The following is a 25,933-nucleotide window of genomic DNA, read 5'->3' on the forward strand; positions in this document are numbered from 1 at the left end:
TCAGCCAATGATCGGCCTCTCTTCGGGGAAGTGGTAAAGCTGGTCGCGCTGGCGCAGGGTGAGCGCCGCGGCCAGTGTAATGGTGCCCACGCGGCCCGCGAACATCAGCGCGGAGAGGACGTACTTGCCCGAGGGAGGCAGCTCGGCGCTGAGATTGGTGCTGAGGCCGACGGTCGCGAACGCCGAGATCGATTCGAACAGCACGCGGTCCAGGCTCTGCCCGCTAATGCCGAGCAGCAGCCCGGTGGCCACACTCACGAGGCTCGCGCCGAGCACAACAACCGAGATCGCCACCCGCATGGTCCCCTCCGGGACGCGGCGCCCGAACGCCTTGACGTCCGTGTCGCCGCGCGCCTCGGCGGCGATGGCCAGGAACATCACGGCAATGGTGGTGACCTTGATGCCACCCGCGGTCGAGGCCGAGCCGCCGCCCGCGAACATCAGGGCGTCCGTCACCAGCATCGTGGCGGACTCGAGTTCGTTCTGGTCCACGAGGTTGAACCCGCCCGAGCGTGTCATGACCGAGGCGAAGACCGAGTGGACGATCTTGTCGCCGTCGCTCATGGAGCCGATCGTGGCGGTGTTCTGCCACTCGAGGGCGCCCCAGAGCACGGTTCCCGCCGCCAACAGGATGCCGGTCACCGCCAGCGTCAGCTTGGTGTGGAGGTTCCACTGCCGCACCCTGTGTCCGAAGGTCAGCAGGACCATCAGGACCGGGAAGCCCAGGCTGCCTATCGCGACGCCGATCATCAGGGGGACCAGGATCCACAGGTCGGTCTCGTAGGGGACCAGGCCGTCGGAATGGGGTGTGAAGCCGGCATTGTTGAACGCGGAAATCGAGTAGAAGACCCCGTGCCACAGGGCCTGCCCGAAGGGTTCGCCCAACACCATGAAGCGCGGCGTGAGCATGGCGGCGAGCAGGAGTTCGATCGCCACGGACGTGGTGATGACGATGCGCAGCAGCGTGCCCACCTCGCCCAGCCGGCCGACGTTCTGGGTGTTCATGGACTGCTGTGCCAACAATTTCCCGCGCACGCCGAGGCGTTTGCTGACCGCCAGGGACAGGACGGAGGCCAGGGTCAGGATGCCGAGGCCGCCAACGAAGATGCCCACGAGGATCACCACCTGGCCAAAGGTTGACCAATGGACGGCGGTCGAGACCACGGTGAGGCCGGTGACGCAGACGGCGGAAACGGCCGTGAAGAGCGCGTCGTGCAGCGGCGTGAATTCGCCGGTGCGCGACGACACGGGCAGGGCGAGCAGAAGCGTGAAGAGCGTGATGACCAGGAAAAAGACGGCCAGCGCCAGGCGGGCCGGAGAGGTCGCCGCCAGGGAGTCGACGAAGTCGCGGGCAGCGAAGAGAAAGCGCCCCAGGAAGCCGAAGCGCTCCTGGCGTGACTTCTGCTGCTGTGGGGGCATGGGTATCGGCTGGCTCCGTGGCGTGCTGCTGCGGCGCAGGACCGTCCTGGCGCCAGTTCTCAGTAAACCACCTTGGGGACGCTGCGGCGGGAGCCCGGCAGTGACCGGCGCCACGTCTCACTGGGCGGTTCCGGGCCCTTCTCGCGTAGCCTGTGGAGTGATGAGCAACAGCACAGCACCGGCGCCCCCCACGCAGATCGTCTGGAGTGCGGAGATGATGGCCTACCACTTCGGTGACAGCCATCCCATGCACCCGTCCCGGCTGGATCTCACCATGCGGCTGTCCCGGGAGCTGGGCCTCATCGACCTGCCCAACATCACCCTGTTGGAACCCGAGATGGCCAGCGACGAGCAGCTCGCCACGGTCCACGACCGCGACTACATCGCGGCCGTCCGCCGCGCCAGCGCGAATCCGGCCGAACCCAACGCTTCGGTCGGCCTGGGCACCGACGACAATCCGCTCTTCGCGGGCATCCACGAGGCGAGCGCACGCCTGGCCGGCGGGACACTGGCCGCCGCGGAGGCCGTCCTCGCCGGCACGGCCCTGCACGCCGTGAACTTCGGCGGGGGAATGCACCACGCGGCCCGGGGGAAGGCCAGCGGCTTCTGCATCTACAACGACACGGCCGTGGCGATCCAGCGACTCCTCGACGGAGGGGTGTCGCGCGTCCTCTACATTGATGTCGACGCCCACCACGGGGACGGCACGGAGGCGATCTTCTGGAACGACCCGCGGGTCATGACCGTGTCTCTCCACGAATCCGGCATGTCCCTGTTTCCCGGCACGGGCTTCGCCAACGAGATCGGCGGCCCCGACGCGGCCGGCACCGCCGTCAACGTGGCGGTACCGGCCCGCACCACCGACGCGGCCTGGTTGAGGGCCTTCCACGCGGTGGTGCCCCAGATCGCCGCGGCCTTCGAGCCCGACGTCATCGTGAGCCAGCACGGGTGCGACGGCCATCGCGACGACATGCTGAGCAACCTGAAGCTCAGCGTCGACGGCCAGCGGCAGAACATGCTGGACATCGCAGACCTGGCGGACCGCCTCTGCGGCGGCCGGTGGATAGCGACCGGAGGCGGCGGGTACAACCTGACACACGTTGTGCCGCGGGCATGGAGCCATCTGGTGGCGATCGCCGCGGGCCGCCCGGTGCCGCTACGGACGCCGGTCCCGCAGCCGTGGCGGGACTACGTGGGCGACCGCTACGGCGCCGACGCGCCGGCACTGATGGGGGACGACGCCGAGATCTGGTGGCGCTCCTGGGAGGTCGGCTACGACCCGGCGGACCCGGTGGACCGCACCATCATGGCAACCCGCAAGGAAGTCTTCCCGCTGTACGGCCTGGATCCCTGGTTCGACTGATCGGCGGGACCGTTCCCCTCACGGCCGTCTCGGCCGTCGCGTTTGGCGTCGAAGCCGGTCGGTGGGCCGTGCCGCTCAATGCTTGCCAAGGTATATGCGGATAGGGTGATGGGATGGCCACCGAGGACGTATTCCCTGTCATCGCCGAACCCACCCGGCGCCGCATCCTGGACGCGCTGAGGCCGGGAGACCGGTCCGTCGGCGAACTGGTGGACACGCTGGGCGTCAGCCAGCCCACCGTCTCCAAACACCTGAAGGTCCTGCGCGAGGCGGGTCTCGTGACCACCCGCGCTGACGGCCAGCGCCGCTTCTACGCGGTCGACCCCGCGCGCTTCGAGTCCGCGGCTCGGTGGCTGGGCTCCTTCCTGCCCGCCAGCGCCCCGCCGGTCGCGGGCGCCGCCGACGTCGCCCCTTCCCCGAGCGCCGCGACGGCTGCGCGCCCGAGCCTTCCGTCGGCGCCCGCCCCGCAGGCCGCGTCGGCGCCCGCCCCGGCCCAAGTTCCGGCCCAGTCGACGCCCGCCCACCCCACGTCCATAGACTCCACGCCCGCACACCCCACGCCAGCCCGGTCCACCCCCGGTCAGGCAGTCCAGGGGCAGTCGACCCAGAACCTGGGACGGACGGTGGGCCGGACCGTGGAGCAGGTCACCGGGCGCGCGCAGGACCTGCTGGACCGGCTGCCCAAGCCCAAGTTCGGCCGCCGCCGCTAAAAAACCTCTGGACGGGAGGCGCGACGCGCCCTCCGGCGGGAGGAGACGGCGTCGGGCGCCCGTGACTGGCCAGCCGCCCGCGGGTGTGACAAGAACCTCAGAGTTACGCGGCGCGCCGGCATTGTTGCCGCCAGCTTAACCGGCCCCGACTCCGACGTGGCAAGGTGTTGGGTCGGATGAACAGCCGCGGTGCACCGGTGCGCGCGGAACCTTGACGTCGGGAGTAACCACATGGACCAGCATCTTGCCAAGATCCGCGAAGAGGTGTTCCTCCGCAACCCGGGGGAGGCGGAGTTCCACCAGGCCGTTACCGAGGTCTTCGAGAGCCTCGCCCCCGTCGTCAACCTCCACCCCGAGTATGCCGACGCGGCCATCCTCCAGCGCATGTGCGAGCCCGAGCGCCAGATCATTTTCCGCGTCCCGTGGACCGACGACAACGGCGGCGTCAGGATCAACCGCGGCTTCCGCGTCGAATTCAACTCCGCCCTCGGCCCCTTCAAGGGCGGCCTGCGCTTCCACCCCTCCGTCTACCTGGGCATCGTGAAGTTCCTGGGCTTCGAACAGACCTTCAAGAACGCGCTGACCGGCATGCCGATCGGTGGCGGCAAGGGCGGGTCCGACTTCGACCCGCGCGGCAGGTCCGACGCCGAGATCATGCGCTTCTGCCAGTCCTTTATGACCGAGCTCTACCGCCACATCGGCGAGTACACCGATGTTCCGGCCGGCGACATCGGTGTCGGTGGCCGGGAGATCGGCTACCTATTCGGGCAGTACAAGCGCATCACCAACCGCTACGAGTCCGGCGTGCTCACGGGCAAGGGCGTGAGCTGGGGCGGGTCCCTGGTCCGTCCCGAGGCCACCGGCTACGGAGCCGTCCTCTTCGCCCAGGAAATGCTCAAGACCAGGGGCGCTTCCTTCGACGGACAGCGCGTGGTCGTCTCCGGCTCGGGCAACGTGGCCATCAACGCGATCGCCAAGGCCCAGGCCTTCGGGGCAACGGTCGTCGCCGCGTCCGACTCCGGCGGCTACATCGTCGACGAGGCCGGCATCGACGTCGACCTGCTCCGCCAGATCAAGGAGGTCGAACGCGGCCGCATCAGCGACTACGCGGAGCGCCGCGGCTCGGCCGTCGACTACGTCGCCGGCGGCAGCGTGTGGGACGTCGACTGCACGGTCGCGCTCCCGTCGGCCACGCAGAACGAGCTGGGCGCGGACGCGGCCGCGCGCCTGGTTCAGCGGGGCCTCGTGGCCGTCGCCGAGGGTGCGAACATGCCGACCACCGCGGACGCCACCGGCGTCTTCCAGGAGGCCGGCATCCTCTTCGGACCGGGCAAGGCCGCCAACGCTGGAGGCGTCGCGACCTCCGCGCTGGAGATGCAGCAGAACGCCAGCCGCGACTCCTGGACGTTCGAGCACACCGAGCGTCGCCTAGAGGAGATCATGGTGGGAATCCACGACAACTGCGCCGCCACCGCGGACGAGTACGGACAGCCCGGCAACTACGTGGTAGGCGCCAACATCGCCGGCTTCGTCCGGGTGGCCGACGCCATGCTCGCCCTCGGCGTCGTCTAGCCGATTCTCTGCCACGATGGGGACATGGAACTGACCGAGCCCCCGGACGCCCGCCTCGTCCAACCGGGCGGCGTCGGTGCCGGGGACATCGACGCCTACCGCGACCTCGCCGCGGACATCGCCTCCGGTGTCGCCGTCGTCGCCACGCGCCAGCGCGGCCGCGACGTCGCCGCGACGGTTACCGGATACCTCGACGTGTCCTACGATCCGCCGACCATGATGGTCAGCCTGTACGCGGACGGCAGGATGGCCGAAGCGGTCGAGTCCGCCGGCGTGTGGACGCTGTCCCTGCTGGCCGCGGACCAGCGGGGAACCGCCGACTGGCTGGCGAGCCCCGGCAACCCGGTGATGGGGCTGCTGAGCCAGATCCCCTTCAGGCGCGCCCCCGCGGGCGGTGCCGCGGTCGTCGAGGGCGCCCTGGCGTGGTTCGAACTCCGCACCGTCGACACGATGCGCGTGGCAACGCACCTGCTGGTGGTGGGCGAGGTGCTTTCCATGGGCAGGGGGACGGGCGCGGGGACGGCGGACGATCCGCTGGTGCACTTCGCCCGCGGCTACCGCGGCCTGCGCCGAGGAACCGCCTGAGCCGTGTTCCGGATGCGTCACATTTCGCCCGGGGTGGCGGAGGGCGCGCGCGTTGGGTAGCGTACCGGGCATGACAAACCGCTGGTATGCGTATTTTTCGTCGGCTCTGGAGGAGCCAGCGTCTGACTGACACGCGCATACCCACCTTCAGAGCCGACCAGGACCGGAGCACTCGCTCCCGGTCCTTTGCCATTTCCAGGCGGCCCTGAAGGCGTTCGAAGATTCCGGAAAACGGGGTTCGGGCGGGCCGCCGGAGCAGCCGCCGCACCGAAAGGCCCCCCCACATGAGCACCACGGCCGAAACCCGCCAACTGCCCAACGCGAACGAGCGCGTCGACTTCTTCTCCCCGCTGCCGAGCCCGGCCGAACTTGCCGGCCAATTGCCGGCGTCCGCCGGGGTCCGGCACGGCATCGCCAGGGCGAGGCAGGAGATCCGCGCCGTGCTCGATGGCCTGGATTCCCGGCTGCTTGTGGTTGTGGGCCCCTGCTCGATCCATGATCCGGAGGCGGGTCTCGACTACGCCCGCCGCCTGGCGGCGGAGGCCGACAGCCACCGCGGGGAACTCCTGGTGGTGATGCGGACCTACTTCGAGAAGCCGCGCACGACGATCGGGTGGAAGGGGCTCGTCAACGATCCGGCGCTCGACGGAAGCCACGACATCGCGGCCGGCCTGCGCGCCGCCCGCCGGTTCCTGCTCGACGTCGGACGCCTCGGCCTGCCCACGGCGACCGAGTTCCTCGAGCCCCTCAGCCCCCAATACCTGGCGGACCTCGTGTCCTGGGGAGCGGTCGGGGCGCGGACCACCGAAAGCCAGATACACCGCCAACTGGTTTCCGGGCTGTCCATTCCCGTGGGATTCAAGAACGGGACCGACGGCGGGCTGCAGGTCGCGCTGGACGCATGCTCGGCGGCGGCGGCTCCGCAGAGCTTCCTGGGGGTCGACGCCGACGGGCGCGCCAGCGTTGTGGCGACCCTGGGGAACACCGACACGCACGTGGTGTTGCGGGGCGGCGCAGCGGGCCCCAACCACCACGCGGCGGACGTTGCCGCGGCCTCGCGCCTGCTGTCTGCACAGGGACTCAACCCGCGGGTGGTCGTCGACGCCAGCCACGCGAATTCCGGCAAGTCCCATCTGCGCCAGGCCGAGGTTCTTTCCGAGTTGGCGGTGCGCATCGCGGCGGGGGAGCAGGGCATCGCCGGGATCATGGCGGAGAGTTTCCTGGTCCCCGGAGCGCAGCGGCTTGTCCCCGGCCAGAACGACGCCGAGCCCCTGGTCTACGGCCAATCCGTCACCGACGCGTGCATGGGCTGGGAGACCACGCGGGAGCTGCTCGGCGAGCTTGCGGGCGCCGTGCGGACACGCGGCTGAGGACCGGTCACTGTGTTTCACTTTTGCCACACCAGCCACTACTGTTATGGCCTAGACGGCTATGCCCACCACAGGCAACGAACGCGCCGTTTTACGGTGGGATCTTGCCCGAATGAGGAGATAATTGGGGATGGCTGACGATAGGAACTTCTCGAACGCGCGGTTTATGACGGTGGCCGAGGTCGCCGACGTCATGCGCGTTTCGAAGATGACGGTGTACCGCCTGGTGCACTCCGGGGAACTCCCCGCCGTCCGCTTCGGCCGCTCTTACCGGGTCCCCGAGACCGCCGTCGAGGACTACCTGCGGACGGCACGGGTCGAGGGAGCCTCGGAGACCGCCTAGGTCCCGTGTCCCGGACGCTCGCCGGAACAGGGTAACCTGTTAGGGAACGTTTAACGTCCATGTTGGTTGCGCCCGGTTGCACCGCGGTCGGAAAGCAACCACCAACCAACAGTCTGTGAGGAACCAATGGGCTCAGTTATCAAGAAGCGCCGCAAGCGTATGGCCAAGAAGAAGCACCGCAAATTGCTTCGCAAGACGCGTCACCAGCGTCGCAATAAGAAGTAGGGTCACCGCGTCCGCAGGGCGCAGGCACGACGGCGGGGCCGCACCGATCAGGTGCGGCCCCGCCGTCGTTGTGTGGCGTGGAGGCCGAAACCTCCACCGGACCTCGGCCGCTCCGGACCTCAGCCCCGCCTGAACATGGCCACCGCGCGCCACAGGCCGTAGGCGGCGCCGGAGACCGTGGCCGCCTTCAGGCCCAGCGTTGCCGCCGCGCGGCCGGTCCGGAAGTCGTAGACGGGCCAGTTGCGGCTCAGCGCGTGGCGGCGCAGGCGGGCGTCGGGATTGATCGCCACGGGGTGGCCGACGGCCTCGAGCAGTGGGACGTCGTTGTGCGAATCGCTGTAGGCCCAGCACCGGCCCAGGTCGAGGCCCTCCGCCAGCGCCAACTCCCGCACGGCGTCGGCCTTCGCGCTCCCGTGCAGGATCTCGCCCACGAGTCGGCCCGTGTAGACCCCGGCGCTGTGCTCGACGACGGTGCCCAGGGCCCCGGACAGCCCCAGCCGCCGCGAAATCACCGAGGCCACCTCCAACGGTGTCGCCGTGACGAGCCAGACCCTCCGGCCGGCCCTCAGGTGCTGGTCCGCCAGGGCCCGCGTGCCCGGCCAGATCTTCGAGGCGATGAACTCGTCGTAGACCTCGTCGCCGAGTGCGGCCATGTCGTCCACCAGAAAGCCCGCGGCCAGGGCCAGGCCCTGTTCGCGGATTTTCTGGATGTCCTGCAGGTTCTCGCCGGAGACGATGAAACGCGCCTGCTTGAAGGCGAAGGAGACCACCTGCCGGACGCTGAAGGCGCGTCGGGCGTGCATCTTGCGGGCCACGGCGAACAGGCTGGCGCCGCGCATCATGGTGTTGTCGACGTCGAAGAATGCCGCCTCCGCGCCGGACGACGGGCGTACGGGTGAAGGCACCGTACGGCCGGTATTCCGCTGGGGCATGGGCCCAGTCTATGGCAACCCGTTCGTGGCCAGCCCACGTCGGCGGACCGTCACGCACACCGGGTCCCGGGCGCCGCGGCGGTAGATTTGTTCCATGGATCCAGCCACCGACCGACCGCGCGTTGAACTTTTGACCCGTGAGGGCTGCCACCTCTGCGAAGCCGCCCACGAGACCGTGGCCGCCGTCGCGGGGCGCCTCGGCGTCGCGTGGACCGAGCGGCGCATCGACGACGACCCGGAGCTCATCGCGCGGCACGGCGAGGAGATCCCCGTGCTTTTTGTCGACGGTGTGCCCCGCGACTTTTGGGTGATCGACCCGGTCCGCCTGGAACGGCTGCTGACCGCGTGAGGCAACCGGACAAGCTGCTGCCCGAGGCCACCCTGGGGCGCATGACCATGTATCTCCGGGCGCTGAACGCCCTCGCCGCCGACGGCACGGCGACGGTCTCCTCGGAGCGGCTCGGGGACGCCGCCGGGGTGAACTCCGCGATCCTGCGCAAGGACCTTTCCCTGCTGGGGACCTTCGGCACCCGGGGCGTGGGCTACGACGTGCGCATGCTCGCAGGGTTCCTCTCCGAAACACTCGGGCTGACGCAGGACTGGCGCGTGGCCATCATCGGCGCCGGCAACCTGGGCAGGGCGCTGGTCGGCTACGGCGGCTTCCGCAGTTCCGGCTTCAGCCTGGTGGCGCTGCTGGACGGCGCACCGGAACTCGTCGGCAAGCGCATCGCCGACCTGCCCGTGCGGGATGCGGCCGATCTGGAGGCGATCCTGGCCGAAGAGCGGGTGAACATGGCCGTGCTCGCCGTGCCCGGCCCCGCCGCGCAGGGGCTGTGCGAGAGGGTGGTGGCCGCCGGCGTCGTCAACATCCTGAACTTTGCGCCGGTGGTCCTGCAGGTGCCCGACGGCGTCCGGATCCGCAAGGTGGACATGGCGCGGGAACTGCAGATCCTCGCCTACCACGCCGTGAACGCGACGCCGGGGGAGCCCGGCGAAGCGGACTGAGCCGTCGGCGGCGCGGGGCGTCGGGGGCGCCCGCGCCTGCGCGGGGGCCACGGGCCCGGCACAACGAACGACGGCGGCCGCGCGGACCGGGATCCGTGCGGCCGCCGTCGGCGGCGACTGGTGGTGCTACCGGCCGAAGCCGGCGGACTTCTGCGCCTTGCGCGCGGCGATGTACGCGCTGGACGGCTTGAGCCAGGCGAACACGATGCCGGCCACACCCAGCAGGATGGTGACCAGGCTCAACGGATCGCCCGCCGTGAGGCCGAACAGCGAGATGGCCGCAAGGACGGTTCCCGTGATCCGGGCGCCGTTACTGCCCTTGCGGATGAAGAACGCGATCAGCGCGTAGAGGGCCGCTCCGACGATCATGACCACGAGGCCCACGGTCTTGATCATGGAGACCAGCGCTGCGCTGTTGATCCCTGCGGCCTCCATCTGCTCCTGCAGGGCGGGATCCTGGGACAGTGCGTCCTGCATGGCGTTCTGGATTTCGGTACTCGGCAAGACAAGCAGCAAGAGTCCGGAGATCAGTGTCAGCGCGCCGGCCGCCAGGATGAGCCAGAACGCGATGTTCAGTTCCTTCGGGCGGACCAGCGGTCCCGTCGGGGCGCCAAAGCCGGCGGTTCCCGGCATCGGCTGCTGGTAGCCGTAGTTGGCCTGCCCCGGCTGGCCGTAGGGTCCGCCGCCCTGCTGAGGCGCCGCGCCGTAGCCCTGCGGCGCCTCCCCGTAGGGCGACTGGCCCACGGGGGGAACCTGGCCCTGACCGTACTGGCCGTACGACGACGGTGCGGCCGGGCCGGGCTGTCCGTACTGGCCCGGCCCGGGCTGGCCGCCCTGCGCCTGGCCGCCGTCGGCGGGCGCGCCCTCTGGGAGCCGCTGTCCGTAGCGCGGCGGTTCGGGTACTTCCGGGGTGTTTTCGGGAGTGCTCATGGTTCCTCCTGGGGCGGGTTCGGTGTCTTCGTCTCACGATATCCGCAGCCACCCCGCCGGGCGCATCATCACGAAGGACGATTTGATGTCCGCCGGCCCCCGCGGAAGTGGACCGGAAAAGGTTCCCGTCCGGCGCCGTGATGCTTGTCATTCGGCCGCTTTAGGCCGAGACCGAATCGTTTGAGACACTGGATGTATGCCAACTGCGACGGTTCATCTTCTCCGCCATGGGGAAGTCCACAACCCGGACAAGGTGCTTTACGGGCGGCTGCCCGAGTTCCACCTGTCCGCGCTGGGGCGCACCATGGCCGATCGCGTCGCGGAGTATTTCGCGGCCAGGCGCGACGCCGGCGCCAACATCGTCCGCCTCGTCGCCTCCCCGTTGACACGCGCGCAGGAGACGGCAGCGCCGACGTCGACCGCGCTGGGCTTGGACATCGTCACCGAGTCGCGCATCATCGAGGCGTCCAACTACTTCGAGGGCCTGTCCGGCATCAAGGGACAGCTGCGCAACCCGCAGCACTGGCCCGCGCTGGTCAACCCCTTCCGTCCCTCCTGGGGCGAGCCCTACGGGGAGCAGGTCGCGCGCGTCATGGAGGCCGTGCGCGAGCATCGCGACGCCGCCGTCGAAGTCGGGGGAGCGGGTGCCGAGGCCATCCTCGTGGCCCACCAGCTGCCCATTTGGGTCACCCGGCTCGCCGCCGAAAACAGGCGCCTCTGGCACGACCCGCGCAAGCGGGAATGCACCCTCGCCTCCGTGACCAGCCTGGAATTCGAGGGGGACAGCCTGGTCGCCGTCCGCTATTCGGAACCTTGTGTCGACCTGCTTGCCAACGCCGCGAACATCCCCGGAGCCTGACCCGATGCCCAACCCGTCCCCGCTGTCCCCCCGACCCGACCGCCGCACCGTGTTGCGCGCCGCGGCCCTGTTCGCGGCGGCCATCCCGCTGGCCGCCTGCTCCGCGGTCGAGGATCCGCTGGCCGCGCAGGCACGGGCCGGGAACAACAAGAACTACATTGCCGGTGACGGCTCCGTGGAGGAATACGCCGCGGACTCCCGCGGCGGGGCTGTCCGGTTGGCGGGCACCACGTACGACGGCGAGTCCGTGGACTCCGGCGCCTGGGCCGGCCAGGTCACCGTGCTGAACTTCTGGTACGCGGCCTGCGCCCCCTGCCGGGTGGAGGCGCCGCACATGGCGGAACTCAGCGCCGAGTTTGCCGACAAGGGTGTCCAGTTCTTTGGCGTGAACGTGCGCGACGAGCAGCCGACCGCGGCCGCCTTCGAGCGGACCTTCGGCATCGAGTACCCGTCCATGCCTGACCGCGACGGTGCGATCCTGCTGGCGATGACGGACTTCGTGCCGCCGCAGGCCGTGCCCACGACCCTGGTGATCGACAAGCAGGGCCGGGTCGCCGCGCGGATCCTGGGTGTCGCCGAGAAGGGCACGCTTAAGACGCTCATCGCCGACCGGGTATCCGAGACGGCGTGAGCCTCCTCGTACCCACCGGCCTGGCCGCCATCGCGGCCCAGGCCAATCCCTTCGCCGAGGTGGTCCAGGACGGCTCCCTGTTGCTGGCCGTCCCGGTGGCCGTCCTGGCCGGCCTGGTCTCCTTCCTGTCGCCGTGCGTCCTCCCGCTGGTGCCCGGGTATCTCGGGTACGTCACTGGGCTGACGGGTGTGGACCTCGCGCAGCAGAAGCGCGGCCGGATGGTGCTCGGCATCGGACTCTTTGTCCTGGGCTTCACGGCCGTTTTTATGCTGGCGGGGGTGATCTTCACGCAGTTGACCTACTGGCTCCGGTTCCAGGGCGCGTGGGTCACCCAAGCGCTCGGCGTGGTGGTGATCCTGATGGGCATCGTTTTTATGGGCGGCCTCAGCTGGTTCCAGAGCGACCGCAAGATCCATGCCAGGCCGCCCGCAGGACTCTGGGGCGCCCCGGTCCTTGGCGTCACCTTCGGGCTCGGGTGGGCACCCTGCATTGGCCCGACGCTCGCCGCGGTCCTGGCGCTCAGCAGCGGCGCGAACCCCGACATGGGTAAGGCCGGAGTGCTGACCTTCGCCTATTGCATGGGACTCGGGCTCCCGTTCCTGCTCATCGCCGTGGGCCTGCGCCGCGGCATGGGCGCGCTCGCCTTCTTCCGCCGCCACCAGCGCACCGTGATGCGCCTCGGCGGCGCCATGCTCATCCTGCTGGGCGTACTGATGGCCACGGGCCTCTGGGGCTCGTGGGTGACGCAACTGCAGGACTGGTTTGCCAACGAGGTGAGGTTGCCCATTTGATGGCCACGACGAAGACCCCCAAGAAGCCGAGCGCGCCGGACGGCGCGGCGAAGAACCCCAAGGACGACGTCGCCATGCCGTCCCTGGGCGCCCTCGGCATGGTTCGGTGGGCATGGACGCAGCTCACCAGCATGCGCACGGCGCTGTTCCTTCTCCTGCTGCTCGCGGTGGCCGCGGTCCCCGGATCGCTGTTTCCGCAGCGGCCGGTCAACCCCTCGCTGGTCACGGACTACCTGACCAACAACCCCGTGCTGGGGGAGTGGCTGGACCGTTTCCAGCTGTTCGACGTGTACTCCTCCGTCTGGTTCTCCGCGATCTACCTGCTGCTGTTCGCGTCGCTGATCGGCTGCGTCATCCCGCGCGCCAAAAAGCACTGGCAGGCCCTGAAGACGCCGCCGCCGCGCACGCCCGCCCGCCTCTCCCGGCTTCCCGAACACGGCACGGTCCCGCTGGCCGCGGAGGCCGAAGGCGGCCCGTCGTCCGCCGCCGTCGTCACCCGCGTCGCCGCCCTGCTGAAGAAGCGCGGGTACCGCGTCCAGGAGCGCCCCGCCGAGGCGTCTCCCTCCGTCGGAGCCGAGCGCGGCTACGTTCGCGAGATCGGCAACCTCGTGTTCCACACGTCGCTGATCGGCCTCCTGGCTTCCGTCGCGATCGGGGGCGCGTTCGGGTACAGCGGTCAGCGGCTGGTCGTGGAGGGCGAATCGTTCGTCAACACGCTGGTGTCCTACGACGCATTCTCTCCCGGCACGGCCTTCAACGAGGACGCGCTCAAGCCGTTCTCCGTGGTGCTGGACGAGTTCGAGGTGGAGTTCGACCGGGAGTCGGAGACCCACTACGGCCAACCCATCGACTTCACGGCCAGCGTCACGACCACCGAGTCCCCGGGCGCCGCCCCGGTGAAGGAAGAGCTCAAGGTCAACCACCCGCTGCGCATCGGTGGCGCGGACGTCTACCTCGTCGGCAACGGCTATGCGCCGGTCATGACGGTCAAGGACGGCAACGGCGACATCGCGTACCAGGGCCCGGTCATCGGAGTCCCGCAGGACGGCGTCTACACGTCGCTGGTGGTGCTCAAGGCACCCGACGCCCGGCCGGACCAGCTGGGATTCGTTGGGCTGTTCCTCCCCACCGCGGGTATCTCCAACGGCGTCGGCATCTCGCTGGATCCCGCCCCGGCGATCCCGCAGCTGCAGCTCAACTCGTACTACGGCGACCTGGGACTGGACGGCGGCGCGGCCCAGAACGTGTACGTGCTGGACACGGCGGAACTGACCGAGCTGAACAGCCGCAACCTGGACGCCGGCGGCCTCGTTCTCAACGCGGGCGAGACGGTCCAGTTGCCCGAAGGCAGGGGGTCCATCTCCTTCGACGGGCTCAAGCGCTATGTGGCGCTGGACGTCCACCACGATCCCGGCAAGGCGCCCGTGGCGATCTTCGCCGCACTGGCGCTCCTCGGCCTCGGCGTCTCCCTGTTCACCCCCCGCCGCCGCGTGTGGGTCAAGGTCGCGGCCGCGGATCCGGGCGGCCCGGACGGCGGGCGTATCATCGAATACGGGCTCCTGGCCCGCGGCGAGGACCCGCGGGTATCGGTGGAAGCCCGGGAGATCCACAAGATTCTTGAGCGGGAATGGTCCGGCCCCCACCGGACGGAAGTCTAGGAGACCGAGGAAACACCATGCCGTCCATCAACGCAGACCTGGGTGCGTACAGCGACCTGTTTATGCTGCTGGCCGCGATGGCCTACGCCGTCGCGTTCATCGCGTTCACTTGGGACCTTGCCAAGTCCAGCACCACCATTCGCGAGCTGGAGTCGGAGGCCCTGGCGGCCGAGGCCAAGCAGCTGGCCTATGCCGGAGCGGGCCCGGGACGCGCTGGCGCCGCCGGCTCTGCCGGGGTGGACGGGCCGGACGCCAACGCGCGGGACGGCGAACCGCTGGTCCACGAATCCATGGACTACACGTCCGGCTCCCGCAGGCGCATCGCCGCCCGCATCGCCGTCTCCCTTGCCTGGATCGCCGTCGCCATCCACGCCGTGGGCGTTGTGAGCCGCGGAATCGCGGCCGCGCGCGTGCCGTGGGGAAACATGTACGAGTTCCTGAGCACGGGCGCGCTGGTTGTCGCCGTCGTGTTCCTCGTGACGCTGCTGCGCAAGGACCTGCGCTTTATGGGGACGTTCGTCATCGGGCTCGTCGTCCTGATGCTGTGCGCGGCGACCATGGGCTTCCCGACCCCGGTCGCCCACCTCGTCCCGGCGCTGCAGAGCCCATGGCTGGTCATCCACGTCTCGATCGCAGTCATCGCATCGTCGCTGTTCACCATCACGTTCGCGATGAGCGCCCTGCAGCTGGTGCAGCACGAGCGGCAGAACCGCCTGGCGGCCGGCAAGCCGGACAAGCTGGCGTTCCTGCGCCTGGTGCCGAGCGCCGCGGCCCTTGAGAACTTCGCCTACCGGATCAACACCGTCGCGTTTGTGCTCTGGACGTTCACGGTCATGGCCGGCGCCGTGTGGGCCGAGGCGGCGTGGGGGCGCTACTGGGGCTGGGACACCAAGGAGGTCTGGAGCTTCGTCATTTGGGTCGTCTACGCGGGCTATCTGCACGCCCGCGCGACGCGCGGCTGGACCGGGGCCCGTTCCGCGTGGCTAAGCATCATTGGCTACCTGTGCATCATCTTCAACTTCACCGTGGTCAACATTTACTTCAACGGACTCCACTCCTACGCCGGCGTCTAGCCACACCCGGCACCGCTGGCCCGGTCCCGGGCGCGCTAGTCCTCCTGCCCCGCTCCGCATCCGCGGATCGGGGCAGGAGCCGTTGAGGCCGGAAACCCGCCCTTGCCAGTCCACCGGGGACGTTGTTAGAGTTTCGCCTTGTCGGCCCGAACCGGGCCGCCGGCGCGTCGCATCGAAGACGCACAGCACCACGCCCTGAAGGAGGGAACCGTGTACCGCTCGCCACTGCAGCAGCAACCCGTCTTCCCGCGCGCCCACAAGCGCCACTTCCAGAGTGAATCCTCAACCGGGTTGCCCGTGCAGTAGGTCCCTGTCCCCAGGACGGAACCAAGCCCCGCAATCTTCGAGGTGTGGGGCTTTTTCGATGCAACGACACTGCGCCCCACACCTCCCGACCCCGCCGATCCGCGGCGGGCTCTTCATAGAGAGAAGGAGAAGTGGAAACCATCAACCGCCGGCTCATGAACTGGGCGTCGATCCTCGACGACAAGACGCGCGAGCAGGCCGAAACCACGTCCAAGCTGCCGTTCATCTACCCGCACGTCGCGCTGATGCCCGACGCCCACCTGGGCAAGGGCGCCACGGTCGGCTCCGTCATTCCCACGCTCGGAGCCATCATCCCGGCCGCCGTCGGGGTCGACATCGGCTGCGGCATGATCGCCGTGAAGACCCCGTACCGGCTGCAGCAGCTGCCCGGGGACCGCCGCGCGCTCCGCGAGTCCATCGAACGCGCCATCCCGCTCTCCGCCGGCCACTACAACCGCAAGATCGTGGCCACGGCCGAGGCGCGCCTCGGCGTGCTGCGCGGCGAGGCCGAGGCGGCCGGGTTCGATCCGTCGTCTTACGCCGGAAACTGGGAGCTGCAGCTGGGCACACTGGGATCGGGCAACCACTTCATCGAGGTCTGCGTCGACGAGGACGACGCCGTGTGGCTCTTCCTGCACTACGGGTCTCGCGGTGTGGGCAACAAGATCGCGCTGCGGCACATCGCGGCCGCCCAGCAGGTGGCCAAGCGGTACTGGGTGGACCTGCCGCACGCGGACCTGGCCTACCTGGCGGAGGGGACGCCGGAGTTCGACGCATACATGCGCGAGCTGCGGTGGGCGCAGCACTTCGCGCTGCTGAACCGGGAGGAAATGATGGACCGCGTCATCCGCCAGTTCTCCGAGTGGGTGGACGGTCCGGTGGAGGAACTGGAACGCATCAACTGCCACCACAACTTCACGGAGAAGGAGACGCACTTCGGCAAGTCAGTGTGGGTGTCCCGCAAGGGCGCCATCCGCGCGCGCGAGGGCGACGCCGGGCTGATCCCCGGTTCCATGGGGACGGCCTCGTATGTGGTCGAGGGGCGCGGAAACGTCGTGTCGCTGGACTCGTCGCCACACGGCGCCGGACGCAGGTTCTCGCGGTCGGCGGCTCGGCGAACGTTCACCCAGGAGCAGCTACAGGAGGCGATGGCCGGGATCGAATACCGCGACACCGACGCATTTATCGACGAGATCCCGGAGGCCTACAAGCCGATCGACCAGGTGATGGAGGATGCCGGGCCGCTGGTGCGCGTGAGGCACCGGCTGCGCCAGATCGTCAACGTCAAGGGAGACTAGCGGAGGTCCACACGGGCGGGGGCCGCCGGGGGGGGAGCCCCCCGGCGCCGCGGTGGGTGTTGCCGCCCGCCGGCGCCGCCTGCGCCGCCGTCACTTCTCGATCGGGGGATCCTGCGGGTTCTCGTCCTTGAGCTGTTCCTCGAGGTCCTTCAGCTCGGCCTCCTTGCGGCGGAGCTCCTCCTCGCGGGCCTTCTGTCGGCGCTTGCGCTCCAGCTCGCGGAGGAAGTCCGCGTCGTCGTCCGGGTTCGAAGGGCGCGGGGACGGCCTGCCGCTGCTCTGCGGCGGGACTCCGGGGGTGCCGTAACGGGGCCGGCCCAGCCAGAACCACAGGGACGCGCCCACCAGGGGGAGCAGGACGATGGCCAGGATCCAGGCGGGTTTTGAGATGCTGCGCACTTCGTGGGCGGGCGTGCGAATGCACTGGATGAGCGCGTAGATCGTGACTGCAAGCGCTACGAGGGCCGCCACGATGATGTTCCTGACCATCTTCATAGTCTAGTGAAGAACCCGTGGACCGGCTGCCCACCGTAGAATTGGCTGGTGCAGTTTCTCAAGTACACCGTTCTGCGGTTCGCCCTGTTCTTCGCCGTCTTTGCCGCCCTGCTGTGGGGGCTGGGCCAGAACCTGTGGTTGTCGGCCGTCGTCGCCCTTGTGGTGGCCTTCGCCGTGACGTACCTGTTCTTCAACAAGCTGCGGCTGGCCGCCGCCGTGGAGCTCCGAGGCATGCTGTCCGGGCGGCGCTCGGGCCGCAAGGGCGCCGTTGAGCTGGACGACGCGGCGGCCGAAGACCGCCTGCAATAGCCGGCGGCTCCACCGGCGGGTCGCGCGGACGGGCCGCCCGTCGCCCGGTCGGGCCTTGCCGGGCTACCGGCGGAGCAACACCGTGATGACCAGGCCCGCCGCGTAGAGCGCCGAGTAGCCCAGGTTGATGACGCCCGTCTGCTTCAGGACGGGAATGAGCGACTTGCGGTCCTCGCCCTTGAGCATCGTCCACGACGGCATAAGGCACAGCGGCGCGACCAGCATGACCAGCATGAGCCACGGGTGGTCCCCGATCAGCACCAGTGGCAACAGCAGCGCCAGCGCCAGCATCAGCACGTAGCTGATCCGCGCGGCGTCGTCGCCGAGCCGGACGGCCAGCGTCATCTTGCCGACCTCGCTGTCCGTGGGGATGTCGCGGACGTTGTTGGCCATTAGGAGCGCGGTGGCGATCAGCCCGGTTCCGCAGGCCCCGACCCACGCCGGAGCGGAGAGCTGCAGCACCTGCGTGAACGTGGTGCCGAGCGTGGCCACCAGGCCGAAGAACAGGAAGACGAAGATCTCGCCGAGCCCCAGGTAGCCGTAGGGCCGCCGGCCGCCCGTGTATCCCCAGGCCGCGGCGACGGCGGCGATCCCCACGAGGACCAGCGGCCAGGCGCCGGACATCAGGATCAGGATCCCGCCCGCGGCGACGGCCGCGCCGAAGCAGAGGAACGCGGCCGCCTTGACCTGTCCGGGCTTCGCGGCGCCTGATCCAGTGAGCCGCAGCGGCCCCACCCGCACGTCGTCGGTGCCGCGGACGCCGTCGGAGTAGTCGTTGGCGTAGTTGACGCCCACTTGCATCAGGAGGGCCACGACGGCGGCCAGGAGGGCGCGGACCCCGTGGAACCGGCCATCGACCTCGTAGGCCGCCGCGGTGCCGATGATGACGGGCGCCACGGCCATGGGCAGCGTGCGAAGGCGCGCGCCTTCGAGCCATTGGGCGGCAGTGGCCACGACGGATTCCTCTCGGTGGGGATGGTCTTCAGCCCCCTATTCTTCCCCCGCGGGGCCGCCCGGGGAAATCAGGCCGCGCCCGCGGTCCCGCTGCCGCCCAGGAGGTCGATGGCCCTGCGGCGGTCCGGCTTGCCGTTGGGCAGCAGGGGCAACGCATCGGGGCGGTGGAGCCGCCGTGGGACGGCGGCGCGGCCCAGCGAGGAACGCACTGCCTCCGCGAGGGCGTCGTCGTCCGCCTCGCCGACGACGACGGCCGCAACGACCGCTCCCCACTCGGCGTCGGGGACGCCGACGACCAGCGCGGCCCGGACGCCCGGCACGGCCTCGAGGACGCTCTGCACCGCGCCGGCGGACACCTTGATTCCTCCCGTGATCACTACGTCGTCCGCGCGGCCCAGCACCGTGACGCGACCACCGTCGACGCTGCCGAGGTCCTCGGTGCGGAACCATCGCACGCCGTTCGTGTCCGTACGGAAATGCTCGGCGGTGAGCTCCGGGTTGCCGAGATAGCCGCTGGCGACCACGTCACCGCCGAGCCAAAGCCTGCCCTCCTCCTGGCGTGCCAGCACACCCGGCAGCGGTGCGCCGTCGTACACGCATCCCCCGCACGTCTCGCTCATGCCGTAGGTGAGCCGCACGCGAAGACCCTGCCGGTTCGCCTCCTCGCGCAGCGCGTCCGGCGCGCGCCCGCCGCCGAGGAGGATCGCGTCGAAGCGGCGGAGCGCGGCCAGCGTGCCCGGTTCGGGGTCCGCCAGCAGGCGCTGGAGCTGGGTCGGGACGAGGGAGGTGAGGCGGAAGCGGTCCGTCAGTTCGCCGGCGGCCTCCGTGAACGCGCGGGCGGTGAAGGAACCGGACGGATCCATGGCCCAGGGGCGTGTCCCGGCGTACAGGCTTCGGGTCAGCACGGACAGCCCCGCCACGTAGTTCACCGGCAGCGCCAGCAGCCACTGCCCCTCGGCGCCGAGCTCCAGGGCGGTGGCCATGGCGCTGGCGGCCAGGGAATCCACCGGCAGCGCCGTGCGTTTGGGCGTTCCGGTGGATCCCGACGTGCGCACGACGGCGGCCGTCCCCTCCGGTGCGCCGGCCGCGGTCGTCACCCGGTATCGGTTCGGGCCCGCGTCGTCGAGCAGTTCTACGCCGGGGCCTTCGCCGTTCAGCGCGGCGGAAAGCGCGGCGAGTGCCGGGTCCAGGTCCACGGCGGCCTAGAAGTGGTAGGGGTGGTTGGACCAGTCCGGGTCGCGTTTCTGCAGGAACGCGTCGCGGCCCTCGACGGCCTCGTCCGTCATGTAGGCCAGCCGCGTGGCCTCGCCGGCGAAGACCTGCTGGCCGGCCAGCCCGTCGTCGGCCAGGTTGAACGCAAACTTCAGCATGCGGATTGCCTGGGGGGACTGGCGGGCGATGTCCGCCGCGTACTCCAGCGCCACCTGCTCGAGGCGTGCGTGGTCCACGGCCTCGTTGACGGCGCCCATGCGGACCATGTCCTCCGCCGAGTGCTCCCGGGCCAGGAAGAAGATCTCGCGGGCGGTCTTCTGGCCGACCTGGCGGGCGAGCAACGCGGACCCGTACCCGGCGTCGAAGGAACCGACGGTGGCGTCCGTCTGCTTGAACTTTCCGTGCTCGCGGGACGCGATCGTCAGGTCGGAGACCACGTGGAGGGAGTGCCCGCCGCCTGCCGCCCATCCGTTAACGACGGCGACGACGACCTTGGGCATGGTACGCATCAGGCGCTGGACCTCGAGGATGTGCAGGCGCCCGGCGCGTGCCGGGTCGATGGTCTCCGCGGTCTCGCCCTCGGCGTAGCGGTACCCGTCGCGGCCGCGGATGCGCTGGTCGCCTCCCGAGCAGAAGCTGTGTCCGCCGTCCTTGGGGGAGGGGCCGTTGCCGGTGAGCAGGACCGTGGCGACGTCGGGCGTCATCCGCGCGTGGTCCAGCGACCGGTAGAGCTCGTCGACGGTTCCGGGGCGGAAGGCGTTGCGGACCTCGGGGCGGTTGAAGGCGATCCGCACTGTGGGCAGGTCGCGGACGTGCCGTCCGTCGGCATCGCGCTCAACCTGCCGGTGGTAGGTCATGTCCTCGAAGTCGAACCCCTCGACCACCCGCCAGCGGGTCGGGTCGAAGATGTCTGATACCTGGTCGGGGAGGGTGTCTGCGCTCATCACCCTCCCGATGATAGCCGCGGGAGGCCTAGCCGAAGCAGAACTCGTTACCCTCGGGATCCCGCATGGTGTACCAGGCGAACGGCCCCTGGCTGCCCTCGTGGAGGAACGTCGCGCCCCGCGCCTCGAGCGCCGCGCGCACCTCGTCCTTGTCCTGTCCGTCGAGGTTCAGGTCCCAGTGGACGCGGTTCTTGACGGTCTTCGGCTCCGGCACCTCCTGGAAGAGGATGCGCTGCCGAGGCTTCTTGCCGACTTGCTCCGCAGGGCAGATGGCGGCACCCTCCCGCCAGACCAGCGTCCCGTGGTATTCGCGGGTCTGGGCCTCCGTGGCGTGGCCCTGGGCGACCATGTCCCGGATGAAGGCCTCGTCGCTCGGCTCGACGCTCCAGCCCAGCGTCTCCGCCCACCAGTCGGCCTGCACGTGGGGATCGTGGCTGTCCACGCAAATCTGGATGTTGTGTCCCATGGGGGACACGCTACGCCGGGGCCCCGGGGCGGTAAATGCCCCGCCGGCACGGCCGCCGCGGTTGCCCGTTCTCCGGGTTTCGCGATCGGCTTCCTCCCAAGCGGTCCTTGACCTGTGTGGTTGGTCACTTTGGCCCTGTGAGGTTGTACACTGTTACGTCCCCCCAAAGCCCTGGCCGCCGTCATCCCGTGCGTCCGGAACCCGGAAGGAGCCCGCGTGGATCCCCAGCGCGAACTCAAACCCGAAGCTCCCCAACCACACCACCACCATCACGCCAGCACGGCCGAAGCCGAGGTCAGCGCCGAGGGCTACAAGAAGACCCTGACGCGCCGCCACGTGCAGATGATCGCGATGGGCGGCGCGATCGGAGTCGGCCTCTTTATGGGCGCCGGCGGCCGCTTGGCCTCGACCGGGCCCGCGCTGATCTTCTCCTACGCCATCGCCGGCGTCATCGCCTACTTCCTGATGCGCGCGCTCGGCGAGCTGATCATGTACCGCCAGAGTTCCGGCTCGTTCGTCAGCTACGCGGGCGAACTCTTCGGCGCCAAGGGCGCGTTCCTCTCCGGCTGGATGTACGTGCTCAACTGGGTCATGACCGGCATCGCGGAGCTCATCGCGATCGGCCTGTACTTCCAGTTCTTCTTCCCCGCCGTGCCCATCGAGGTGTCCGCGGTCTGCGCCCTCGCCCTGCTGGTGGCCGTGAACCTCTTCAGCGCCAAGGCCTTCGGCGAGTTCGAGTTCTGGGCCTCCTTCCTCAAGGTCGCCGCCATCGTGCTGTTCCTCGCCACGGGCATCGTGATGGTCGTGATGAACACGCGGATCGGCGAATCCACTGCGTCGGTGTCCAACCTCTTCGCCAGCGACGGCGGCATGTTCCCGCGCGGGTTCTTCATCAGCATCCTGGTGCTCAACGCCGTCATCTTCGCCTACAACGCGATCGAGCTGGTCGGCATCACGGCCGGCGAGATGGAGGATCCGGCCCGCGAGGTGCCGCGCGCCATCCGTGCCGTCGTCGTCCGCATCGTCGTGTTCTACGTCGGATCCGTCTCCCTGCTGGCCATGCTGCTTCCGTGGGACCAGTACAAGGCCGGCGAGAGCCCGTTCGTGACGGTATTCGACCAGCTTGGCTGGGCGTGGATCGGCGACGTGATGAACTTCGTGGTCATCACGGCGGCCCTGAGCTCCTGCAACTCCGGGCTGTACTCGATAGGGCGCGTCTTCCGCGCCATGGCCAACAACGGGCACGCCCCCCGCTGGCTCGCCAAGATGAACTCGCGCTACGTTCCCTACGCCGCGATCTTGACCATCGGCGTCGTCTATCTTGTGGGCATCATGCTGAACATCTGGCTGGGCGGCACCTACGCGTTCGACCTGGCGCTGAACACCGCGTCCATCGGGGTCATCTTCACCTGGGGATCCATTTTCGCGTGCCAGCTGGCGCTGCGGAAGAAGAAGGGCAACGTCAGCAAGCTCCCGATGCCCGGGGCCCCGTGGACCGGCTGGGCGGGCATCGTCTCGCTGGCCATTATCACGGTGCTGATCGCGTTCGACACGATGCGCGACCCGGAGACCGGAGAGGTTTTCCGTCTGGGCCTCTACACGATCGCCTGCGTTCCGCTGATCGCCGCCGCCCTCTGGATTGGCTGGCGCAGGGTGCGCAACAACAAGCCCGCCAACGAGTTCTTCTCCTAGGAGCCGCAACCAGGAGGGCCGGTCCGCTCCTCCCCATGGGGGGCGGACCGGCCCTCCTTTGTGTGGGACGTGGTCCGGCGTCCGGGACGTGCCGCCGCTAGCCCTAGTGCTGCTGGGTTCGGGGGGCACGGAGGGCGAAGAGCGACGCCGTCGCCGTGGCGAGTATCCGGCCCTCGCCGTCGCGCACCTCGCCCGCGCTGACCGACGTCGAGCGGCCATGGTGCTCCACCCTGCCGGTGGCCGTGATGGTGCCGGAATCCGCCGTCATCGGCCGCCGGAAACGAACGTGCAGGTCGGTGGTTGTCCAGATCGTCCCCGCCGGGGTGACCGTGTCCACGGCGAGGCCGAGGGCGGTGTCCAAGAGTGTTGACAGGAATCCGCCATGGCCCGTGCCGATGGTGTTGAAGTGCTGGGGCTGGGGCTCGGTCGCCAGGACCACTTCGCCGGGGGTGGCCGCAACGGTGCGCACGGCCAGCGACTCGAGGAGTGGCGACTGCGGCAGCTCGCCGGCGATGACCGCCCTCAGGAAGTCGAGCCCGTGCATGGCCTGCACGCGCTCCCGGAGGGCCTTCGAGGCGGCGGAAACATCGGTCGCGGTCGCTGAATTCATACCGGAGATCCTAGCGCCGGGTAGGCTCCCGGCATGGAATCGTATGAAACGCGGCAGGACATACAGGCCACCGCGGACACCGTGTGGGGCGTCCTCGTGGACGGGGCCAGGTATCACGAGTGGGTTCCCGGCGTTGTGGATGTCGAGGGGGACGTGGCCGACGGCCAAACCATTCGCATGCTTACGGGGGAGGACGCCCGCGACGCGTCCCTCAAGGTTGTGGCGGCCACCAACCGCCGCCTGCTCCGCTGGGAATCCGGTGCGCCGCTGGGGATGTACACCGACCTCCACGCCTTTACGCTGGCCGAGACCGAGGCCGGATGCACCCTGGTGCTGACGCGGGACATGATGGGTCCGTTGGAGGGTCTCCTGGGGAGATCCACGGAGGACGCCCAGCGGGAGATCGAAGAGCTGGCCCGGGCCTTGAGGGCGGCGGCCGAATCCCGCGAAGGGGGTTCGCCGGCGCCGCAGCACCAGGTCGACGGTCCCCACCGAATCACGGGCGAGCCGCCGGCGGGACCGATCTGACGCGACAACCTCCCCAAACGCCCGAGCGCGGTGGTGTGGCTAACCCCGCAGCCCCGCGGGTTCCTCCTCTGCCAGGATGCCGGTCTCGGCCGCGTCGGGCAGCGCGGTGCCGCGCAGCGATGCGCCCGCGGTCTCGGGCATGAACCTGATGGCGACGAAGCCGATGATGCAGGCCACCATCATGTAGACGGCGGGGAAAAGCAGGAAGCCCGTGTCGTCGATGACCGCCTCGTTGACCACCGCGGCGGTGCCGCCGAACAGGGCCGTGGCCACGTTGTACGTGATCGCGAAGCCCGCGAAGCGCACGTGCGAGGGGAACATCGCCGGGAAAGTCGCGGTGATCGTGGCCAGCTGCGGGATGTACAGCAGGCCCAGCACCGCGAAACCGATGATGGCCAGCGCGAAGCTCTGGCCCATCAGCCAGAACATGGGCAACGCGAACACGAACAGCCCGATGACGGAGGTGTACCACATTGGCTTGCGCCCCACGCGGTCGGAAAGGCTTCCGGCGAACGGGATCACGGCCATCATCGCCAGCTCGCCGATCAGGATCACGGCCAGCGAGGCCTGCGACGCCAGACCCAGCTGGGACTCCAGGTACGTGGGCATGTAGCTCAGGAGCGTGTAGTTCACGACGTTGAGTGCCGTCACGAGCCCGGTCATGACCAGCATGGGGCGCCAGTATTCGCGGATCAGAGACTTAAGGCTGCCGCCCTGGGAAACCTCGCCGCGTTCCTCAAGCTCCTGGAAGACCGGAGTGTCCTCAAGCTTGGAGCGGAGGTAGAGGCCGATGAGGCCCATGGGGAGCGCCAGCATAAACGGGACGCGCCAGCCCCAGGCCATCATGGACTCCTCGGAGACCAGCAGCTGCATGCCCAACATGACCGCCGTGCCCAGCGCGAATCCGCCGAGCGTGCCGAACTCCAGGAAGGACCCGAAGAAGCCCCGCTTCTTGTCCGGGGAGTATTCGGCCATAAACGTGGCCGCCCCGCCATACTCGCCGCCGGTGGAGAAGCCCTGCACCATGCGCAGGAACACCAGGAGGACGGGCGCCCAGATTCCGATCTGGTCGAACGTGGGCAGGATGCCGATGGCGAACGTCGCGGCGGACATCAGCAGGATGGTTGCGGCGAGGATCGTCTTGCGGCCAAGCCTGTCGCCCAGCGGACCCCAGACGAGTCCGCCGAGCGGTCGGACCAGGAACGAGATGGCGAAGGTGGCGAGCGCATAGACCGTGCCGCCCTCGGAGGGGAAGAAGTGCGCGCTGATGTAGGTGACCGCTACGGCGTAGACGCCGTAGTCGAACCATTCCGTGGCGTTGCCCATTGCGGAGGCTGCGGTTGCCTTGCGGATCTCGCGCCGTCCCTCGGACGTGGCCATGTCCGGGCCGATGTCCTGGGTGTGGTCGATGGCCGCCGGCGACTCGCCGCCCATGGCGGGCGCGGTTGGCCGGCTGTCGGCGGGATCGGTGGAGGGTTGCTTGCTGCGTTCGGGTGGCATGAATGCCTTCCAAGATTGTCCAGCGTGCGTCGACCGGATGGCGCCGGATCCCTGGGGCGGAGCCCGGCGGTGACGGTCCACGATCCGGGGTATTACCCGGAATCGGTCAGCTGACAAGGCTACGGAGGCTGCCGGATGGCGTCAATTTGGCCCGAT

29 protein-coding genes are annotated in these 25,933 nt (G+C 69.3%); 19 read left to right on the forward strand and 10 right to left on the reverse strand.

Translation table 11 applies throughout. The annotated features are described in order from the left end of the window. On the reverse strand, positions 1 to 1,419 hold the full coding sequence (locus tag AC3ZJJ_RS01880) for a TrkH family potassium uptake protein (protein WP_489893576.1): 1,419 nt from the start codon (positions 1,417 to 1,419) through the stop codon (positions 1 to 3). A 160-nt stretch (positions 1,420 to 1,579) separates the two neighbouring features. Here AC3ZJJ_RS01880 and AC3ZJJ_RS01885 point away from each other — a divergent pair, with 160 nt between their 5' ends. The 7 genes from AC3ZJJ_RS01885 (at position 1,580) to AC3ZJJ_RS01915 (ending at position 7,587) form a co-directional block, all read left to right on the forward strand. Then, entirely contained in the window at positions 1,580 to 2,782 is a 1,203-nt protein-coding gene (locus AC3ZJJ_RS01885; RefSeq protein ID WP_489893577.1) for an acetoin utilization protein AcuC, read from the forward strand. Positions 2,783 to 2,895: 113 nt separating this feature from the next. After that, positions 2,896 to 3,492 (forward strand): ArsR/SmtB family transcription factor, encoded by a 597-nt coding sequence (locus AC3ZJJ_RS01890; RefSeq protein WP_489893578.1) that lies wholly within the window; start codon positions 2,896 to 2,898, stop codon positions 3,490 to 3,492. Positions 3,493 to 3,723: 231 nt separating this feature from the next. Continuing rightward, the gene (gdhA, locus tag AC3ZJJ_RS01895; RefSeq protein ID WP_489893579.1) at positions 3,724 to 5,064 is read left to right on the forward strand and encodes an NADP-specific glutamate dehydrogenase; all 1,341 of its coding nucleotides are present in this window, start codon (positions 3,724 to 3,726) and stop codon (positions 5,062 to 5,064) included. 24 nt (positions 5,065 to 5,088) lie between these two features. Beyond that, complete coding sequence (locus tag AC3ZJJ_RS01900) at positions 5,089 to 5,649, forward strand: flavin reductase family protein (RefSeq protein WP_489893580.1); 561 nt, start codon at positions 5,089 to 5,091, stop codon at positions 5,647 to 5,649. Between the two features lie 284 nt (positions 5,650 to 5,933). Then, on the forward strand, positions 5,934 to 7,019 hold the full coding sequence (locus tag AC3ZJJ_RS01905; protein ID WP_489893581.1) for a 3-deoxy-7-phosphoheptulonate synthase: 1,086 nt from the start codon (positions 5,934 to 5,936) through the stop codon (positions 7,017 to 7,019). 130 nt (positions 7,020 to 7,149) lie between these two features. After that, positions 7,150 to 7,362: a helix-turn-helix domain-containing protein gene (locus AC3ZJJ_RS01910; protein ID WP_489893582.1), complete on the forward strand. Its 213-nt coding sequence runs from the start codon at positions 7,150 to 7,152 to the stop codon at positions 7,360 to 7,362. Positions 7,363 to 7,488: 126 nt separating this feature from the next. After that, complete coding sequence (locus AC3ZJJ_RS01915; RefSeq protein ID WP_003792170.1) at positions 7,489 to 7,587, forward strand: 30S ribosomal protein bS22; 99 nt, start codon at positions 7,489 to 7,491, stop codon at positions 7,585 to 7,587. Between the two features lie 119 nt (positions 7,588 to 7,706). Here AC3ZJJ_RS01915 and AC3ZJJ_RS01920 read toward each other — a convergent pair whose 3' ends face one another. Then, positions 7,707 to 8,519 (reverse strand): HAD family hydrolase, encoded by an 813-nt coding sequence (locus tag AC3ZJJ_RS01920; RefSeq protein WP_489893583.1) that lies wholly within the window; start codon positions 8,517 to 8,519, stop codon positions 7,707 to 7,709. Between the two features lie 94 nt (positions 8,520 to 8,613). On the opposite strand from AC3ZJJ_RS01920, the gene AC3ZJJ_RS01925 reads away from it, so the two are divergent. Further along, the gene (locus AC3ZJJ_RS01925) at positions 8,614 to 8,868 is read left to right on the forward strand and encodes a glutaredoxin family protein (protein ID WP_489893584.1); all 255 of its coding nucleotides are present in this window, start codon (positions 8,614 to 8,616) and stop codon (positions 8,866 to 8,868) included. Beyond that, positions 8,865 to 9,524: a redox-sensing transcriptional repressor Rex gene (locus AC3ZJJ_RS01930; protein WP_489893585.1), complete on the forward strand. Its 660-nt coding sequence runs from the start codon at positions 8,865 to 8,867 to the stop codon at positions 9,522 to 9,524. Before AC3ZJJ_RS01925 ends, AC3ZJJ_RS01930 begins: the two co-directional genes overlap by 4 nt. Before the next feature lie 126 nt (positions 9,525 to 9,650). Here AC3ZJJ_RS01930 and AC3ZJJ_RS01935 read toward each other — a convergent pair whose 3' ends face one another. Continuing rightward, entirely contained in the window at positions 9,651 to 10,454 is an 804-nt protein-coding gene (locus tag AC3ZJJ_RS01935) for a hypothetical protein (protein WP_489893586.1), read from the reverse strand. 196 nt (positions 10,455 to 10,650) lie between these two features. On the opposite strand from AC3ZJJ_RS01935, the gene AC3ZJJ_RS01940 reads away from it, so the two are divergent. The 7 genes from AC3ZJJ_RS01940 to AC3ZJJ_RS01970 all read left to right on the forward strand — a co-directional run bounded on the left by AC3ZJJ_RS01940 (position 10,651) and on the right by AC3ZJJ_RS01970 (position 17,070). After that, the gene (locus AC3ZJJ_RS01940) at positions 10,651 to 11,313 is read left to right on the forward strand and encodes a histidine phosphatase family protein (RefSeq protein WP_489893587.1); all 663 of its coding nucleotides are present in this window, start codon (positions 10,651 to 10,653) and stop codon (positions 11,311 to 11,313) included. A gap of 4 nt (positions 11,314 to 11,317) precedes the next feature. Beyond that, positions 11,318 to 11,944 (forward strand): TlpA family protein disulfide reductase, encoded by a 627-nt coding sequence (locus AC3ZJJ_RS01945; RefSeq protein ID WP_489893588.1) that lies wholly within the window; start codon positions 11,318 to 11,320, stop codon positions 11,942 to 11,944. Next, positions 11,941 to 12,735: a cytochrome c biogenesis CcdA family protein gene (locus tag AC3ZJJ_RS01950; protein ID WP_489893589.1), complete on the forward strand. Its 795-nt coding sequence runs from the start codon at positions 11,941 to 11,943 to the stop codon at positions 12,733 to 12,735. Before AC3ZJJ_RS01945 ends, AC3ZJJ_RS01950 begins: the two co-directional genes overlap by 4 nt. Further along, positions 12,735 to 14,393, forward strand: coding sequence for a cytochrome c biogenesis protein ResB (gene resB / locus AC3ZJJ_RS01955; protein ID WP_489893590.1), 1,659 nt, complete (start codon positions 12,735 to 12,737; stop codon positions 14,391 to 14,393). Before AC3ZJJ_RS01950 ends, resB begins: the two co-directional genes overlap by 1 nt. Positions 14,394 to 14,410: 17 nt before the next feature. Further along, complete coding sequence (ccsB, locus tag AC3ZJJ_RS01960; protein ID WP_489893591.1) at positions 14,411 to 15,466, forward strand: c-type cytochrome biogenesis protein CcsB; 1,056 nt, start codon at positions 14,411 to 14,413, stop codon at positions 15,464 to 15,466. A 138-nt stretch (positions 15,467 to 15,604) separates the two neighbouring features. Further along, entirely contained in the window at positions 15,605 to 15,772 is a 168-nt protein-coding gene (locus tag AC3ZJJ_RS01965; protein ID WP_489893592.1) for a hypothetical protein, read from the forward strand. 131 nt (positions 15,773 to 15,903) lie between these two features. After that, entirely contained in the window at positions 15,904 to 17,070 is a 1,167-nt protein-coding gene (locus tag AC3ZJJ_RS01970; protein ID WP_489893593.1) for an RtcB family protein, read from the forward strand. A gap of 90 nt (positions 17,071 to 17,160) precedes the next feature. Here AC3ZJJ_RS01970 and AC3ZJJ_RS01975 read toward each other — a convergent pair whose 3' ends face one another. Further along, complete coding sequence (locus tag AC3ZJJ_RS01975; protein ID WP_489893594.1) at positions 17,161 to 17,556, reverse strand: PLD nuclease N-terminal domain-containing protein; 396 nt, start codon at positions 17,554 to 17,556, stop codon at positions 17,161 to 17,163. A gap of 54 nt (positions 17,557 to 17,610) precedes the next feature. On the opposite strand from AC3ZJJ_RS01975, the gene AC3ZJJ_RS01980 reads away from it, so the two are divergent. After that, entirely contained in the window at positions 17,611 to 17,871 is a 261-nt protein-coding gene (locus tag AC3ZJJ_RS01980; protein ID WP_489893595.1) for a DUF4229 domain-containing protein, read from the forward strand. Between the two features lie 63 nt (positions 17,872 to 17,934). Here AC3ZJJ_RS01980 and AC3ZJJ_RS01985 read toward each other — a convergent pair whose 3' ends face one another. The 4 genes from AC3ZJJ_RS01985 to AC3ZJJ_RS02000 all read right to left on the reverse strand — a co-directional run bounded on the left by AC3ZJJ_RS01985 (position 17,935) and on the right by AC3ZJJ_RS02000 (position 21,447). Then, on the reverse strand, positions 17,935 to 18,825 hold the full coding sequence (locus AC3ZJJ_RS01985; protein WP_489893596.1) for a 1,4-dihydroxy-2-naphthoate polyprenyltransferase: 891 nt from the start codon (positions 18,823 to 18,825) through the stop codon (positions 17,935 to 17,937). A gap of 68 nt (positions 18,826 to 18,893) precedes the next feature. After that, the gene (locus tag AC3ZJJ_RS01990) at positions 18,894 to 20,021 is read right to left on the reverse strand and encodes an AMP-binding protein (protein ID WP_489893597.1); all 1,128 of its coding nucleotides are present in this window, start codon (positions 20,019 to 20,021) and stop codon (positions 18,894 to 18,896) included. Positions 20,022 to 20,027: 6 nt separating this feature from the next. After that, positions 20,028 to 20,981 (reverse strand): 1,4-dihydroxy-2-naphthoyl-CoA synthase, encoded by a 954-nt coding sequence (locus AC3ZJJ_RS01995; protein WP_489893598.1) that lies wholly within the window; start codon positions 20,979 to 20,981, stop codon positions 20,028 to 20,030. A 28-nt stretch (positions 20,982 to 21,009) separates the two neighbouring features. Next, on the reverse strand, positions 21,010 to 21,447 hold the full coding sequence (locus AC3ZJJ_RS02000; RefSeq protein ID WP_489893599.1) for a VOC family protein: 438 nt from the start codon (positions 21,445 to 21,447) through the stop codon (positions 21,010 to 21,012). A gap of 216 nt (positions 21,448 to 21,663) precedes the next feature. Between AC3ZJJ_RS02000 and AC3ZJJ_RS02005 the strand changes: the two genes are divergently transcribed. Beyond that, positions 21,664 to 23,139, forward strand: a complete 1,476-nt coding sequence (locus AC3ZJJ_RS02005; protein ID WP_489893600.1) for an amino acid permease — start codon at positions 21,664 to 21,666, stop codon at positions 23,137 to 23,139. A gap of 103 nt (positions 23,140 to 23,242) precedes the next feature. On the opposite strand, the gene AC3ZJJ_RS02010 is transcribed toward AC3ZJJ_RS02005, so the two are convergent. Beyond that, positions 23,243 to 23,749 (reverse strand): PaaI family thioesterase, encoded by a 507-nt coding sequence (locus AC3ZJJ_RS02010; RefSeq protein WP_489893601.1) that lies wholly within the window; start codon positions 23,747 to 23,749, stop codon positions 23,243 to 23,245. A gap of 33 nt (positions 23,750 to 23,782) precedes the next feature. Here AC3ZJJ_RS02010 and AC3ZJJ_RS02015 point away from each other — a divergent pair, with 33 nt between their 5' ends. Then, positions 23,783 to 24,277, forward strand: coding sequence for an SRPBCC family protein (locus AC3ZJJ_RS02015; RefSeq protein ID WP_489893602.1), 495 nt, complete (start codon positions 23,783 to 23,785; stop codon positions 24,275 to 24,277). Between the two features lie 39 nt (positions 24,278 to 24,316). Here the strand turns inward: AC3ZJJ_RS02015 and AC3ZJJ_RS02020 are convergent, their stop codons facing one another. After that, positions 24,317 to 25,657 (reverse strand): MFS transporter, encoded by a 1,341-nt coding sequence (locus AC3ZJJ_RS02020; protein WP_489895643.1) that lies wholly within the window; start codon positions 25,655 to 25,657, stop codon positions 24,317 to 24,319. Between the last annotated feature and the right edge of the window lie 276 nt (positions 25,658 to 25,933).

This window comes from Arthrobacter sp. AOP29-A2-19, assembly GCF_058138025.1.

Coding starts and splice junctions, on each gene's coding strand:
- AC3ZJJ_RS01900 (WP_489893580.1), top strand. CDS start 5,089: ATGGAACTGACCGAGCCCCCGGACGCCCGCCTCGTCCAACCGGGCGGC.
- gdhA (WP_489893579.1), top strand. CDS start 3,724: ATGGACCAGCATCTTGCCAAGATCCGCGAAGAGGTGTTCCTCCGCAAC.
- AC3ZJJ_RS01910 (WP_489893582.1), top strand. CDS start 7,150: ATGGCTGACGATAGGAACTTCTCGAACGCGCGGTTTATGACGGTGGCC.
- AC3ZJJ_RS02020 (WP_489895643.1), bottom strand. CDS start 25,657: ATGGCCACGTCCGAGGGACGGCGCGAGATCCGCAAGGCAACCGCAGCC.
- AC3ZJJ_RS01920 (WP_489893583.1), bottom strand. CDS start 8,519: ATGCCCCAGCGGAATACCGGCCGTACGGTGCCTTCACCCGTACGCCCG.
- AC3ZJJ_RS01885 (WP_489893577.1), top strand. CDS start 1,580: ATGAGCAACAGCACAGCACCGGCGCCCCCCACGCAGATCGTCTGGAGT.
- resB (WP_489893590.1), top strand. CDS start 12,735: ATGGCCACGACGAAGACCCCCAAGAAGCCGAGCGCGCCGGACGGCGCG.
- AC3ZJJ_RS01925 (WP_489893584.1), top strand. CDS start 8,614: ATGGATCCAGCCACCGACCGACCGCGCGTTGAACTTTTGACCCGTGAG.
- AC3ZJJ_RS01945 (WP_489893588.1), top strand. CDS start 11,318: ATGCCCAACCCGTCCCCGCTGTCCCCCCGACCCGACCGCCGCACCGTG.
- AC3ZJJ_RS01940 (WP_489893587.1), top strand. CDS start 10,651: ATGCCAACTGCGACGGTTCATCTTCTCCGCCATGGGGAAGTCCACAAC.
- ccsB (WP_489893591.1), top strand. CDS start 14,411: ATGCCGTCCATCAACGCAGACCTGGGTGCGTACAGCGACCTGTTTATG.
- AC3ZJJ_RS01905 (WP_489893581.1), top strand. CDS start 5,934: ATGAGCACCACGGCCGAAACCCGCCAACTGCCCAACGCGAACGAGCGC.
- AC3ZJJ_RS01975 (WP_489893594.1), bottom strand. CDS start 17,556: ATGGTCAGGAACATCATCGTGGCGGCCCTCGTAGCGCTTGCAGTCACG.
- AC3ZJJ_RS01935 (WP_489893586.1), bottom strand. CDS start 10,454: ATGAGCACTCCCGAAAACACCCCGGAAGTACCCGAACCGCCGCGCTAC.
- AC3ZJJ_RS01890 (WP_489893578.1), top strand. CDS start 2,896: ATGGCCACCGAGGACGTATTCCCTGTCATCGCCGAACCCACCCGGCGC.
- AC3ZJJ_RS01995 (WP_489893598.1), bottom strand. CDS start 20,981: ATGAGCGCAGACACCCTCCCCGACCAGGTATCAGACATCTTCGACCCG.
- AC3ZJJ_RS01915 (WP_003792170.1), top strand. CDS start 7,489: ATGGGCTCAGTTATCAAGAAGCGCCGCAAGCGTATGGCCAAGAAGAAG.
- AC3ZJJ_RS02000 (WP_489893599.1), bottom strand. CDS start 21,447: ATGGGACACAACATCCAGATTTGCGTGGACAGCCACGATCCCCACGTG.
- AC3ZJJ_RS02015 (WP_489893602.1), top strand. CDS start 23,783: ATGGAATCGTATGAAACGCGGCAGGACATACAGGCCACCGCGGACACC.
- AC3ZJJ_RS01880 (WP_489893576.1), bottom strand. CDS start 1,419: ATGCCCCCACAGCAGCAGAAGTCACGCCAGGAGCGCTTCGGCTTCCTG.
- AC3ZJJ_RS02010 (WP_489893601.1), bottom strand. CDS start 23,749: ATGAATTCAGCGACCGCGACCGATGTTTCCGCCGCCTCGAAGGCCCTC.